We start from the raw sequence: 13710 nt of genomic DNA, 5'->3' as shown, positions 1-13710 counted from the left end.
AGTTAAAGAAAATTTACAAGTAAAAGACATACCGATTGTCCATTGGGGTAAACCCGGAATCGGTATTTCCGCTCAAGAAATATGGAAAATAATCAAATGAGTAATTTAGTGATACCACATTGCTGGAAATTATCTTCTAAGCCACACCGTTTTTGTCCTGGTTGTGGCTATCCTTTATTAATGAAAGCACTCGGTGCCAATATTGACGAGATGAATATTCAGAATCAAACTTTTTTGAGTTTGGATATCGGTTGTTCATTATTAGCGTGGGATTTTTTTAATGTGGATACTACCCAAACTCATCATGGTCGAACAATACCACTGGCGGTGGGTTACAAAATGAGTCAGCCTAATAATATTGCCCTGGCCATGATTGGCGATGGTGGCGGTTATGCCATTGGTTTGCAACATCTCATTCATGCCCGTCTGCGCAATGACAACATAACTGTTATTTTAGTGAATAACGCCAACTATGGTATGACCGGTGGACAAAGGGCCCCGACATCAATTCGTGGTCAAAAAACAGCTACTGGTGTTATTGATAGTGACTGGCAAATTGATGGTATTAAATTATTAACCTCGATTTCACCAGCGCCTGTTTATTTAGCGCGAGCAGCGGTGGATAATCAAATACAAATGAAAAAATATTTAGCCAGTGCATTACAGTGGCAACAGCAAAAAAAGGGTTTTTCGTTTGTGGAAATACTATCATTTTGTCCAACTAATTGGCACACTAATGCTGGTGCGACCCTAGCTTATTTAAAAGAGTTAAAAATAAAATATCCTTTAGGTGAATTTTAAAATATTATGAAAGTAGCTGAACAAAAAATAATTAATGTTTGTCTTGTTGGTGAAGGTGGTCAAGGAGTGCAAACAGCTGGTAAATTATTGGCGAAAATAATGCGCCAGTCAGGATACCACGTCACGTATGTTCCTAATTATGGCGTCGAGCAAAGAGGTGGCTCATCTATTGCTTTTATTCGGATTAGCTCCCAACATTTAGATTATCCTAAATTTTCTAGCGCCGATCATATTTTGTTATTAGCTAAGCGATCTGGTCAACGAGTTGAAAATCTGATCGATAGTAAAACACAACTGTATTATAATAGTGATTTTACAACTCCCGAGATCAAGAAGATGAAGAATAGTACTGCTTATGCGTTAAGTACCATGGCTAACGAATTAGGTTTAGCCAAATCAATCAGCAGTATTGTTTTGGGGTTACTGATAAAAAAAATTAATTTAACTAATATAGAAATCGCTATGCCGCTAGTAGCTGAATATTTTACCAATAAATACGATCAACCAATTGTTGATATTAATAAAAACGCTTTAATCATTGGTTATAAACTATAATTATGTCATCTCATTGGCAAACCTGGCAAAAGGAAAATCACAAGATGCAGTTTAATAATCACCTAGCTCTGTGCAAGGGATGTGGTCTGTGTATTGCCATTTGCCCAAAAAAATGTTTACAATACCATCAACAGAATAAAGGTGTTTATGGACAAAACGCTATTGATATTGATTTAAATAAATGCATCCAATGTCGTCAGTGTGAGAGTATTTGTCCTGATGCCGCTATTACCATTAGCCTTAAAGATCAGTAATAAATTAACGATGAAGTGGAATTTAGCAACCGTAGCGCCAGCTGATTTTATTAATTCTTTTCCTGAAATAGATCATAATATTTTACAGCTGTTGTACAATCGTCAATTGACAGAGCAAAAATCAATTGACGAGTTTTTGTATCCTGATTATTCACGAGATATTCACGATCCTTATTTATTTCGGGATATGACCCGAGCAGTACAGCGGATCGTGCAGGCGCATCAGCAAAAAGAGAAAATAGCTATTTATGGCGATTATGACGCCGATGGAGTTTGTGGATCAGCAATACTTTATCGTGGTTTAAGTTTCTTGGGGTTTACCGATTTGATTACGTACATTCCCCATCGAGAAAAAGAAGGCTATGGAGTGAATAAACAAGCAATTGATTATTTATCGGAACAAGGAGTTAAATTAGTAATAACCGTTGATTGTGGTATTAGTAATCGCGCGGAGGTCAAATACGCTCAGCAGCAGTACCAGATGGACGTCATTATTTCTGATCATCATGATTTGCCAGAGTTCTTACCTGACGCCATAGCTATTATTCATTGTCGTTTAGCTAATAGTTCTTACCCCTATGCTTATTTGTCTGGTGGTGCCACGGGTTTCAAATTGGTTCAAGGCTTACTACGTGAGCCATATTTTAATATTAGTACTAAGCAAATAGAAGGAGAAGAAAAGTGGCTGCTTGATTTAGTAGCTTGTAGTATTATTGGTGATATGGTTCCGCTTTTGGGAGAAAACAGAACTTTGACAAAATATGGATTAATCGTTTGGCAACGAACCAAAAGATTGGGTTTACAAAAATTAATGGAATTAATCAATATTGATCCCCAACAGTTAGATATCCAGAAAATAAGTTGGCAATTAGTGCCAAGGTTAAATGCGGCTGGTCGCATGAAGCATGCTAATACCGCCTATCAATTACTAGTCACAGAAAATATTGCCGAAGCTATTACTTTAGCCAGCGAATTAAATCAGAGCAATATTGATCGGCAGAAACTAACCGAACAATATGTTCAGATGTTCTTGGGGGAGGTAGTAGCTGATTTTTCACAAATAGCCCAACAAACATTGCTTTTTTATCATCCCGGATTAATGATTGGTTTGCTGGGTCTGGTTGCTGGTAAATTAGCTGATAAGTTACAGCGACCAGTTTTTGTACTTACTGATCGCGATCAAGACATAGTTGGTTCTGGACGGAGTATCGATGGTTACCACATAACTAATGCCTTGCAAAAATTAGAGCATTATTTAGTGCAATACGGTGGTCATATGATGGCCTGCGGTTTAGTAATTAATAAGGATAAGTTTGAACTTTTTAAAAAGGAAATAGAGAATGATAGTCGATCGTTATTATTAAATCATGATTTGGCAGGACAGATATTTATCGAACAGACATTATCTTTGGCTGCTGTTGATTGGCCACTTTTCGAGTCTATTCAGCTTTTTGCACCTTTTGGTGAAGACAATGAAGAACCGATTTTTTTAATTACTCAAGCCCAGATAGTAAATTATCAATTAGTCGGCAAAGACGAGCAACATCTGCGCTTGACTATTGGACAAAATGGAGAAAGAAGAAAAGCTATTGCTTTCAATATGGCCGACAAAGTAAAATTATTAAAAAGTCAGTCCGATGTTGATTTGGCAGTAAAAATTATAGTTAATGAGTGGCATGGGTATCGCGAACTGCAATTAAAAGTTATTGATATTAGAAATTAAGTTATGTTAAAGCATATTAAATTATATTCTGATGGTGGATCACGAGGCAATCCCGGCCCAGCTGCTGGCGCTTATGTTATAAAAGATACGTCGGAGAAAATTGTTGATCAGGGTAGTATTTATTTAGGTGAGGCGACCAATAACGTTGCTGAATACTCAGCTCTTTTATTGGGCCTGACAAAAGCCGTTGAATTAGATATTGAACAAGTAGATGTTTTTGCTGACAGTGAACTACTAATTAAACAATTAAAAGGTGAGTACAAAGTTCGCGATTTAACCTTGGCAAAATTATTTGTAAAAATTTGGAATTGCCAGTTAAAATTTAAGAAAATATCTTTTTGTCATATTCCACGAGAACGTAATTGTGCTGCTGATCAATTAGTTAATGAAATGCTTGATCGTCAGTTGGCTAAAAAAAGATAATTTTTTATTCAATATATTCAGTTGTCAATTAGTACGTTCTGTGTTATATTTGTGTGAGTTATGACAATAAATTATCACAATTTTTGGGATTTTATTGGTAATGAAAATATTATTCATTATTGGCAAAATTGTTTGCGGACTCGTAAATTTGTTCATACCTATTTATTTATTGGACCAGAACATTTAGGCAAGAGTTTTTTAGTATCCAAATTAGTTGCGGCAATTCTTTGTATTCAGCCAAACGCCGATGGTGCCCCTTGTGGTAGTTGTGCACCCTGCCAGCAGTTGGCTAAAAATATTCACCCTGATTATTATCAATTATTACCGGATAGCGAAAAGGACACTATTAGTATTGAACGAGTACGTCAGTGGCAAAAATCTATTGCTACTAAACCATTTTATAATTCCTACAAAATTGGTTTTATTGAAGAAGTGGATAAGATGAGTGAGGAAGCAGCTAACGCTCTATTAAAAACCATTGAAGAGCCGGTTGGTCAGACAATTATTTTTATAACCGGCATAGATGAAAATAATATTTTACCAACTATTAAATCTCGGGGCCAACTTTTTAGGTGGCGGCGGGTTAATAATCAAATTTTATTTAAGCATTTCGCTTATGACTGCAACGAATTATCAGCGACCAGAAGAGACGTTGTTTATTGCGCTGATGGTCGCCCAGGTAGAGTAATCCAATTACTTGCTGACCCTCGGGCCCAGCTGCGAGAATTAAATTTTGTGCAAACAATAATTGATTTAATTCTCGCAACCAGTGCCCAAAAAATGACTTTATTGGATAATTTAAGTAAAATTAAAGACGGTACTTACCAGCTGGAAAATATTATTGAACGGACAGCTATTATCGCCCGTTGTCTACTTGGGCGCAAGATTTTAGGGTCATCATATTATGATAGTTTAATAGCGGGGCGAGATTTAGAATGGCCAAATTTACTATCTTTGATTAACAAATTACAGAATATGAAAGAGCGTAAAGCCTATAATCAAAATCAGAAATTAGTACTTGAAGATTTATTTTTAATGACATAACTATGTCGAAACGTAATTTATTTTTAGTTTTAGTCATTGCCTTAATATCATTACCGTTAAGCGGATGCTTTATCAAAGTTAATCAGAGCCCTGTTGGTAGTCAGGAAGGAGTGTTTATGAGTAGTGATTTAGGTGATAACTGGCAAAATGTTTCTAATTTATTATCTGTTGGGCAGCAAGAAAACTTTGCCGCTGCTGATATAGTTTTGCTAGTTAAAGACCCTCAAGACAATAAAGTTATTTATGCTGGTAGTAGAATAAACGGTTTATATTTTACGGTAAATGGTGGTACGGGATGGCAAAGGACACTGGAAAACGTTGGTGGTATTAATGATATTGCTGTTAGTTATTTTGATCATTGCACTATTTTTACTGCTGCGGTTAATCAGCTTTATCGATCAACCGATTGTACTCGTAATTGGCAGAGTGTTTTTAATGAATCTCGACCTGAGGCTCGGATAACCACAGTCGTTACCGATTCTAATGATAGTAACGTAGTATTTGCCGCCAATAATTTAGGTTCTTTGTATCAAAGCACGAATCAGGGTAAATCCTGGAAGTCTTTGTATAATTTTGCTGCTGATGTAAGAGAGATTTTGATCAGTAAAAAGAATATTATTTATGTAGCCACTATCAATAAAGGTATTTTTCGCTCTGTTGATCGGGGAGCCACTTGGAATAACGTAACAGATACTGGAGAAAATCAGTGGCGCGGCATGAATAACTGGCGAGATTTATTATTGGATCCGAACAATCAATCCCGAGTGATTTATGCTAATAACTATGGTATTTTTGAATCTCTTGATGATGGTCAGAATTGGCGATCTTTACCATTATTAACACCACCGAGCGCAGTCACAATTTCCAGTTTAAGCGTATCTTACCAAGACAGTAAGAAAATGTATTATTTAGCTAATAATACCTTTTATTTATCAGTTGATGGAGGTCAAAATTGGGCCACAAAAAAGATTGCAACTACCTCCAACTTTGTCACTCTATTAACCATTGCCGGTCCGGAAGAAGTAATATATGCCGGAGCGGCGAAATAATAATTAGTTAAGATAATAAAATGAATAAAGAATATTTAAATGATTTCCTTGTTGGGGCGCAGAAAATAAGTGATTTTTATCAACAAGAATTAAAAAATATTAAGACTGGTCGCATTACACCATCTTTAGTGGAGAATGTTACAGTCTCTTGCTATGGCGCTATGATGGAACTACTACAACTGGCTACCATTTCTGCACCAGAGCCAAATTTATTGTTGATTAAACCCTGGGATCAAAATAATACTAAAGAGATTAACAAGGCTCTACAAAATAATGATTTCCACGCCACTGTGATGGTAGAAGGTGATACAGTGAGATTAAAATTTGCACCACTGACCGAAGAAGCGCGATTGGAATTGGTTAAAAGGGTGAAGGAAAAAATGGAAACGGCAAAAATAAAACTCCGTAGTTTACGAGATAAGGTACGAGAAGATAATATAGCTCTAAAAGAAGAGGGGCAAATATCAGAAGATGACAAATTCCGACGCTTGGCAGAGATTGATGAAAAAACCAAAGAATGTCAGGAGAAGTTAAAAGAATTGGCTGAGTATAAAGAAAAAGAGATAATGACTTTATAGTAAATTATGTTATCCACAATTATTGTATTTATAATCATATTAGGATTGCTTGTCTTAGTGCACGAACTAGGACACTTTTGGGCCGCGCGAAAATTTAAAGTCTTCGTGGAAGAATTTGGTTTTGGTTTTCCCCCTAAGTTATTTTCTTGGCCCGGTAAGAAAACAACTTATTCCTTAAATTGGATACCGATTGGAGGTTTTGTGAAAATTAAAGGGGAGGGTGGTGAAAATAAAGATGATGATGACAGCTTTAGTCATCAGCCAGCTTACCGTCGTTTTATCATTTTAGTTGCTGGTGTTACCATGAATGTGTTTTTAGCCTTTGTTTTATTAAGTATTGGTTTCTTAATTGGTTTACCAAGTGTTGTTGATCAATCAATAAGTAATGCCACGATTAGTAATGAAAAAATCCAAATCATTCAAATTGAAAAAAATAGTGTCGCGGAAAAGATTGATTTAAAAATGAATGATCAGATAGTGGCGATCGATAATCTGCCAGTTCAATCAGTGGAACAGGTTGTCAATCAAATAAAAAATGATCCCGATCGGATTATTACTTTGCAAATTAAAAGAGAGGGTCAAGATTTGGTGAAAGAAGCAGATTTAAATTCGGGTGAAAAATCCATTCTCGGCGTCTATTTGGTAAAATCTGGTACCGTTAAATTTCCGTGGTGGCAAGCTATTTGGCAAGGATTTAAAGCGACGTTTTATACTTTAGGTCAGATAATAATCGCTTTATTTCTTTTAGTTAAAGGATTGATTGTTGGCCAGGGACCATCTTTGGAATTAGCTGGTCCTATTGGCGTCGCCGTCTTGACGGGTGAAATGAAGCGCATGGGTTTTGTTTATTTATTACAGTTTATGGCTTTTCTCTCATTAAATTTAGCTATTGTAAATTTATTACCACTACCAGCACTTGATGGGGGACGTATTTTATTTCTCATCATTGAAAAAATCAGAGGCAAGCCTAATAATGAAACTTTAGAACGCGTGATGCATAATGTTGGCTTCTTTGCCTTGCTTTTTGTGATGTTTTTAGTAACATACAAAGACTTAACAAAATATGGCGAAAGAATCATTAATGTGTTTAAGAATATTTTAAATTAATGCATTTTCAAATAACCAAAAATAACTATCCCTGGCCAACGGTTTTACGTCGTTTGGGCTACTACCCATTAAACAATGCCTACGTTAAGAGACTAGGTGCTGATTATTATCCACGATTTCACATCTATGCTCAGTCGGAAGATGACAATGGTGTTTCCCTGACACTGCATCTTGATCAAAGAAAGGGTCGGCACGAGGGGATCAAAGCGCACGCTGCCGATGATGACTCTAGCGTTGTCCAAGAAGAAGTCCAAAGAATTCAACAAGCATTTAGTAAAATACTATGAGACAATCAAAATTTTTTTTAAAAACAATAAAAAATATTCCCGGCGAAGAAACAGCAATTAATGCCCAGCTTTTATTACGAGCGGGTTTTATCGATAAATTAATGTCTGGTGTTTATACTTATCTACCACTAGGCCTTAAGGTATTAGATAAAATCAAAAGCATTATTCGTGAAGAAATGATTACGGTTGGTGGGCAAGAAATATATATGCCCGCATTACAACCACGTTCATTATGGGAAGAAACCAAGCGGTGGGAAAGCATGAAGAATATATTATTTCAGTTAAAGGGCCGCGGTGGTTCTGATTTGTGTCTCGGTGCTACGCATGAAGAAGTGGTTGTTGATTTGGTACGCAAAAGAGTAAATTCATACAAGGATTTGCCATTAGCCTTGTTTCAAATTCAGGATAAATTTAGAAATGAACCACGAGCTAAATCTGGCTTGTTACGCGGACGCGAGTTTGTAATGAAAGATCTTTATAGTTTTCATACTGACGTTAATAATTTAGAAGATTATTACGAAGAAGTAAAAGTAGCTTATTTTAAAATATTTTCTCGTCTCGGGTTAGATGCCAAGATTGTTGAAGCCTCTGGTGGGGCATTTACTTCGGAGTATTCTCACGAATTCCAAGTACTTACCGAGAGTGGCGAAGATACAATTTTTTGGTGTTCCTGCGGTTGGGCACAGAATAAAGAAGTGTGTCAAATCAGCGTGGGACAGATTTGTCCCGCCTGTAAAAAACACAAAGTCTCCGAAAGTAGGGCTATTGAGGTGGGTAATATTTTTAAGTTGGGTCAGAAATTTAGTCGGGATATGAATCTATCTTTTATGGATAAAAATGGTAAAAAAGATTTTATTACTATGGGTTGTTATGGTATTGGGCCGTCAAGAATTTTGGGTAGCATAGTTGAAGTTCATCATGATCAGCAGGGAATTATTTGGCCAGCTACTGTCGCTCCTTATCAAATTCATTTATTATTATTGGACTTGCGTCGCGAAGCATCACGAATTTTAGCCGAAGCACTGTACGAAAAAATGAAAAAGATGGGATTGACCGTGCTGTTTGATGAACGCGTCGAAAGTCCCGGTAGTAAATTAAAAGAAGCTGATCTAGTCGGTTTACCTATCCGTTTAGTGATTAGTGAGAAGACCAACACCCTAGTTGAGTATAAAGCGCGCAATAGTAAAGACGTTCTTTTATTATCAGAGAAAGAATTACTTAATAAATTAATAACGCCCTAATGTTCAATAAATTTTTTGCCAAATTTTCTCGGGAAATGGGCTTAGATCTCGGTACGGCCAATACACTGGTTTATATTTGTGATAAAGGAATTTTAGTTAACGATCCATCAATTGTGGCTATCAATAATAGAACTGATCAGATTATTGCTGTCGGTGAAGATGCGAGAAAAATGGTTGGTAAAGCACCAACTCATATTACGATTTCTCGGCCCTTGGTAGCGGGTATTATTTCTGACTATGAGGTATCGGAAAAGATGATCAAATATTTTATTGATCGCGTGCATCGTGAAAATTTTTCTTTTGCCCCGCGACCAAAAATTATTGTCAGTATTCCTCTGGATATTACGGAAGTAGAACGCAAAGCGGTAGAGGATGCGACGATGGGCGCGGGAGCTAGTCAGGTCTTTTTGATCGAGCAACCAATGGCTGCAGCCATTGGCGCCCGTTTACCAATCCAGGAGCCAAGTGGCAATATGATTGTGGAGTTAGGAGCTGGTATTACCGAAATCGCCGTTATTTCTTTAGGTGGAGTAGTTACCTTTACCTCTCTAAAATTTGGCGGTAATAAATTTGATCAAGATATTATTCAATACGTCCGAGAAAATTTTAATTTATTATTGGGCGAAAAAACAGCAGAAGATTTGAAAATAACTATTGGTAGTGTCTTTGCTGGTACTGATTCGCAAGAAAAGAAAATTCGGGGACGTGATTTATATACGGGATTACCCCGAGAGATAAGTATTAGTAATGGTCAGGTACGAGAAGCAATTATTAAAAACATTAAGGTTCTTATTGAAAATATTCGTGATACTTTAGAAAAAACACCACCCGAGTTAGTAGCGGACATCTATCAACAAGGAATTGTTTTGTCCGGTGGCGGGGCGCTGTTAATGGGTTTGGATAAAGTAATCGGCAACGAGTTAAAGATTCCCGTTCATATTACTAATGATCCACTAACCTCCGTGGTTCGCGGTATTGGTGTCGTGCTGGAAGATTTTGATAATTTAAAATCATTATTGGCTCCGCCTACAAATTATTTAGTAAACTAATGAGATGTTAGGAAAAAAGACTTATAAGATCAGTTTATTAATTATTTGTTTAATTGGTGTTTTGATTTTTGCGATAACTGATTTATGGCAACCAATAAGAAACGCGATTAATTTTTTTTTAATGCCCGCGCAGGGTTATTTATTTAATGTTGGACAAAGAACTTATGCCACCTTTAATAATATTTTTGCTCAGGATAATTTGTTAAAAACAAATGAAGTATTAAGTCAGCAGTTGCTGAGTTGCTCTATCGATCAAGTTAAGTTGTTAGAATTAAGAAAAGAAAATGATTTTCTTCGTAAGCAACTTAACTATAAAAATGAAAATAACAGCCAATTAATTATTGCTCGGGTTATTGGTAAACAATTATTTCAATCGGATTTATTGATGATCGATAAAGGTTTGAGCGATGGTCTAGCTATTGGTCAGGCGGTAGTTATTGATAATGGCGTATTGATTGGCAAGATTTTGCAGATGGATGAGAAAAGAGCTATTGTCGCCTTGCTTAGTAATCATCAGTCAGTAGTCGCAGCAGTTATTGGTAATGTCCATGAAACTCAGGGTTTATTAAGAGGAAATTTGGGACTCGGATTAATCATGGACATGATTCCCGCTAGCGATGTGATTGCTGTTAACGATTTGATTTATAGCTCAGGTTTAGAGGAAAGAATTAAGCATCGGTATATTATTGGTAAAATTGGTAGTATTATTAATAATCAAAACGATTTGTATCAAAAAGCTGAGATTATTCCCGCGGTTGATTATAAAAAAATACAAAACGTTTCGATTGTTATTGAATAAGTTTATGCACCATAAAATTTATATCAGCTCATTAACTGTAGTTATTTTTTTAATGCAGGTGGGAATAATTTCTGCTTGGGGTGTATTTGGTACTCTCTGGCCACTATTGTTGTGGGAATTGTTATTTTTTTATCATTATCATGATACACGAAATATTTACCTCTGGATTGCTGCGGGAATTTGTCTGGATTTAGTTTATAATTTACCCGCGGTTAATACAATTTCTCTGTTAATTATTTATTTATTTAATGTTTATTTTTTTAGTCGGTGGTTTGTCTTTAAAAATTTTCTTAGTTGGTCATTATTTGGTTTATTAGCTTGCAGCTTATATTTTTGGTTGGATTATTTATTATTAGTTTTACTAAATTTTTGGCGCGATACAACAATCAATCAATTTAATACCAGTCAGTTTGGTTATTATTTATTATTAAACTTTTTATTGTTAGTAATCATTTATAGTTTCCGATTAATCAGTAACAAGAAAAGTAAAAAATGAACGCTAATCGTGACCCTTTTAATATTAAATTATCTGGCCAACCAGTGAAAGGCTATTTATTGAAGGATGCCAATCAGTCAATTTGGCGAGATGGTTATATACCTAATAGTAATGATCAGAGTATTTGGTTATGGGAAAATATAACCCCCGGTAAAATAATTTTTTTACTGGCGATTTTAATTATAAGTTTTTTTATACTACTAGGTAGGACATCATATTTACAACTTTGGCGTGGTGATTACTACCGTGGTGTTGCTGAGGGAAATAGGTTGAAAGAAGTGATTATTATGCCTAAACGTGGTTTAATTTTTGATGATCACGATCAGTTATTGGTTCGCAATATACCGAGCTATTCGCTATTTTTTACACCCGCATATGTTAGTTCCAATACTGCGGTTATTCAGCGAATTACCAAAGAGATAGCAGATAAGACAGGAGAGCAACAAACTGAATTGTTAAAAAAAATAGAAAACGCCAGACAAATGAGCTATCAAACGATGGATTTAGTAGAAAATTTAGATGACCAACAAGCTATTGCTTTTAAGATTAAAGAACAGGAATGGTCTGGCTTTGAAGTGCAAGAACGGTCAGTGAGACAGTATATTTATAGCAATGAGACTAGCCAATTAATGGGTTATCTAGGAAAAATTACTGAGGATGAATATAGCTCTTTACAAGAGCAAAATTACCAATTAATTGATTGGTTGGGCAAGGGAGGACTGGAAAAAAAATATGAAGTAAATTTACGCGGTCAAGTGGGTATCAAAAATATTGAGGTGAATGCCAAGGGCCGAGAATTGAAAGTTATTTCTTGGCGCGATGCCCAATCGGGCTCGGATTTATTGTTACATTTAGATATTGACTTGCAAAAAAAAGCTTTTGCAGTTTTTAACGAATTAGCAAAAAATAGAAAGAAAACAAAAGGTGTGATTATAATTATGGAACCAAAAACCGGGGGCATTAAAGCGCTGCTATCATTTCCTACCTATGATAACAATGTTTTCAGTAAACGTTTAAGTAGTGAGGAGTATGATAGTATTTTTCAAAGCGATGAGCGACCACTTTTAAATAGGTCTATTGCCGGCCAATATCCCTCCGGATCGACCATTAAGCCACTAATTGCCGTCGCGGCACTGCAAGAGGGGGTTGTTACCGAGCAAACAACTTTTAATAGCACTGGCGGGATCCATTACGATCAATGGTTTTTTCCTGATTGGAAAGCCGGTGGTCATGGCATTACTAATGTTATCAAAGCTCTGGCGCAATCAGTTAATACTTATTTCTATATGATTGGCGTTGAACAATATAATGGAGTAACTGGTTTAGGAGTTGATCGGATGTACTCTTATTTAACTCGCTTTGGTTTTGGCCAGAAAACTGGTATTGATTTACCCAGTGAAGCAATTGGTTTAGTTCCTAATCGCGAGTGGAAGTGGGAAAACAAGAAAGAACCATGGTATCCGGGTGATAGCATGCATATGGCTATTGGTCAGGGTGAATTATTGGTGACCCCAATTCAATTAGCTGCTTATGTTTCTGCTTTGGCCAATCAAGGCACCTATCTTAAACCGAAAGTAGTAAAGGCAATAAAAGAAAATGGACAACTCATCTTGTTAGATCCGGAAGTATATCAAACTGGTTTATTCAGTGCTAGTAATATTGATATCGTGCGTCGTGGTATGCGCGAAGCAGTGCTTGCCGGAAGTGCTCAACAAATCAAAAGTCCAAATTACACAGCTGCCGGCAAAACAGGGACCGCGCAAGCACAAACTGATAAACCAACACACTCTTGGTTCGTTGGTTTTGCACCTTATGAAAATCCCGAGATTGCCTGGACAGTTTTAGTGGAAAATGGTGGTGAAAGTACAGATTTAGCAGTACCAATTATGAAAAGGATATTAGAGTACTATTTTTCTCAATTAGCAGATAAGTAATCATTGACATAGTACTTTTGTCATAGTAATATCAATATATTATCACTAAAATTATGACCACCGATAAAATATTAACTCCCGAGGGCTTAAGGAAATTAAATAGCGAATTGGACGAACGCAAAAAAAAGCGTCCTTTTTTGTCAGATAAAATCTCGCAAGCCAGAGACCTTGGTGATTTATCGGAAAACGCCGAGTATCATCAAGCTCGTGAAGAGCAGGCTTATAATGAGGGTCGGATTTTGGAAATTGAACTGTTAAAAAAAGAAGCGACAATTGTCACCAAAAGCAATGAGTCTATCGTGGGCATTGGTTCTAAGATTCAAATAAGCAATGGCATTAAAGAATCAATCTATTCTATTGTCGGCGCTAC

The 13710-nt window shown here is 36.2% G+C and carries 16 protein-coding genes; all 16 read left to right on the top strand.

Going from position 1 to position 13710, the window contains the following annotated elements:
• Nucleotides 1-96 precede the first annotated feature (96 nt).
• Nucleotides 97-801, top strand: a complete 705-nt coding sequence (locus COX77_01025; protein PIZ99643.1) for a 2-oxoglutarate synthase — start codon at nt 97-99, stop codon at nt 799-801.
• A gap of 6 nt (nt 802-807) precedes the next feature.
• A complete protein-coding gene (locus COX77_01020) occupies nt 808-1356 on the top strand; it encodes a hypothetical protein (protein ID PIZ99641.1) in 549 nt (182 codons plus the stop codon).
• A gap of 44 nt (nt 1357-1400) precedes the next feature.
• Nucleotides 1401-1610: a ferredoxin gene (locus tag COX77_01015; GenBank protein PIZ99642.1), complete on the top strand. Its 210-nt coding sequence runs from the start codon at nt 1401-1403 to the stop codon at nt 1608-1610.
• Nucleotides 1576-3333, top strand: a complete 1758-nt coding sequence (gene recJ / locus COX77_01010; GenBank protein ID PIZ99640.1) for a single-stranded-DNA-specific exonuclease RecJ — start codon at nt 1576-1578, stop codon at nt 3331-3333. Before COX77_01015 ends, recJ begins: the two co-directional genes overlap by 35 nt.
• Nucleotides 3334-3336: 3 nt before the next feature.
• Entirely contained in the window at nt 3337-3756 is a 420-nt protein-coding gene (locus COX77_01005; protein PIZ99639.1) for a ribonuclease H, read from the top strand.
• Nucleotides 3757-3816: 60 nt separating this feature from the next.
• Nucleotides 3817-4800, top strand: a complete 984-nt coding sequence (locus COX77_01000) for a hypothetical protein (GenBank protein PIZ99638.1) — start codon at nt 3817-3819, stop codon at nt 4798-4800.
• Nucleotides 4801-4802: 2 nt separating this feature from the next.
• Nucleotides 4803-5849: a hypothetical protein gene (locus COX77_00995; GenBank protein ID PIZ99637.1), complete on the top strand. Its 1047-nt coding sequence runs from the start codon at nt 4803-4805 to the stop codon at nt 5847-5849.
• Between the two features lie 20 nt (nt 5850-5869).
• Nucleotides 5870-6427 (top strand): ribosome recycling factor, encoded by a 558-nt coding sequence (locus COX77_00990; GenBank protein ID PIZ99636.1) that lies wholly within the window; start codon nt 5870-5872, stop codon nt 6425-6427.
• Nucleotides 6428-6433: 6 nt separating this feature from the next.
• Nucleotides 6434-7534, top strand: a complete 1101-nt coding sequence (gene rseP, locus COX77_00985) for an RIP metalloprotease RseP (protein ID PIZ99635.1) — start codon at nt 6434-6436, stop codon at nt 7532-7534.
• Nucleotides 7534-7821, top strand: a complete 288-nt coding sequence (locus COX77_00980) for a hypothetical protein (protein ID PIZ99634.1) — start codon at nt 7534-7536, stop codon at nt 7819-7821. Before rseP ends, COX77_00980 begins: the two co-directional genes overlap by 1 nt.
• The gene (locus COX77_00975; GenBank protein PIZ99633.1) at nt 7818-9062 is read left to right on the top strand and encodes a hypothetical protein; all 1245 of its coding nucleotides are present in this window, start codon (nt 7818-7820) and stop codon (nt 9060-9062) included. The genes COX77_00980 and COX77_00975 overlap by 4 nt, the downstream gene beginning before the upstream one ends.
• Entirely contained in the window at nt 9062-10111 is a 1050-nt protein-coding gene (locus COX77_00970; GenBank protein ID PIZ99632.1) for a rod shape-determining protein, read from the top strand. The genes COX77_00975 and COX77_00970 overlap by 1 nt, the downstream gene beginning before the upstream one ends.
• A 4-nt stretch (nt 10112-10115) precedes the next feature.
• Nucleotides 10116-10910, top strand: a complete 795-nt coding sequence (mreC, locus tag COX77_00965; GenBank protein PIZ99631.1) for a rod shape-determining protein MreC — start codon at nt 10116-10118, stop codon at nt 10908-10910.
• On the top strand, nt 10897-11406 hold the full coding sequence (locus COX77_00960) for a hypothetical protein (GenBank protein ID PIZ99630.1): 510 nt from the start codon (nt 10897-10899) through the stop codon (nt 11404-11406). The genes mreC and COX77_00960 overlap by 14 nt, the downstream gene beginning before the upstream one ends.
• The gene (gene mrdA, locus COX77_00955; protein PIZ99629.1) at nt 11403-13340 is read left to right on the top strand and encodes a penicillin-binding protein 2; all 1938 of its coding nucleotides are present in this window, start codon (nt 11403-11405) and stop codon (nt 13338-13340) included. The genes COX77_00960 and mrdA overlap by 4 nt, the downstream gene beginning before the upstream one ends.
• Nucleotides 13341-13393: 53 nt before the next feature.
• Nucleotides 13394-13710: transcription elongation factor GreA (locus COX77_00950; GenBank protein PIZ99628.1), on the top strand; the 317-nt coding region annotated here is incomplete at its 3' end.

The organism is Candidatus Komeilibacteria bacterium CG_4_10_14_0_2_um_filter_37_10 (assembly GCA_002793075.1).
Taxonomy (GTDB): Bacteria; Patescibacteriota; Patescibacteriia; order UBA1558; family UBA1558; genus UM-FILTER-37-10.
The sequence above is the reverse complement of the archived record's forward strand: the minus strand, read 5'-3'. Positions and strand labels throughout refer to the sequence as shown.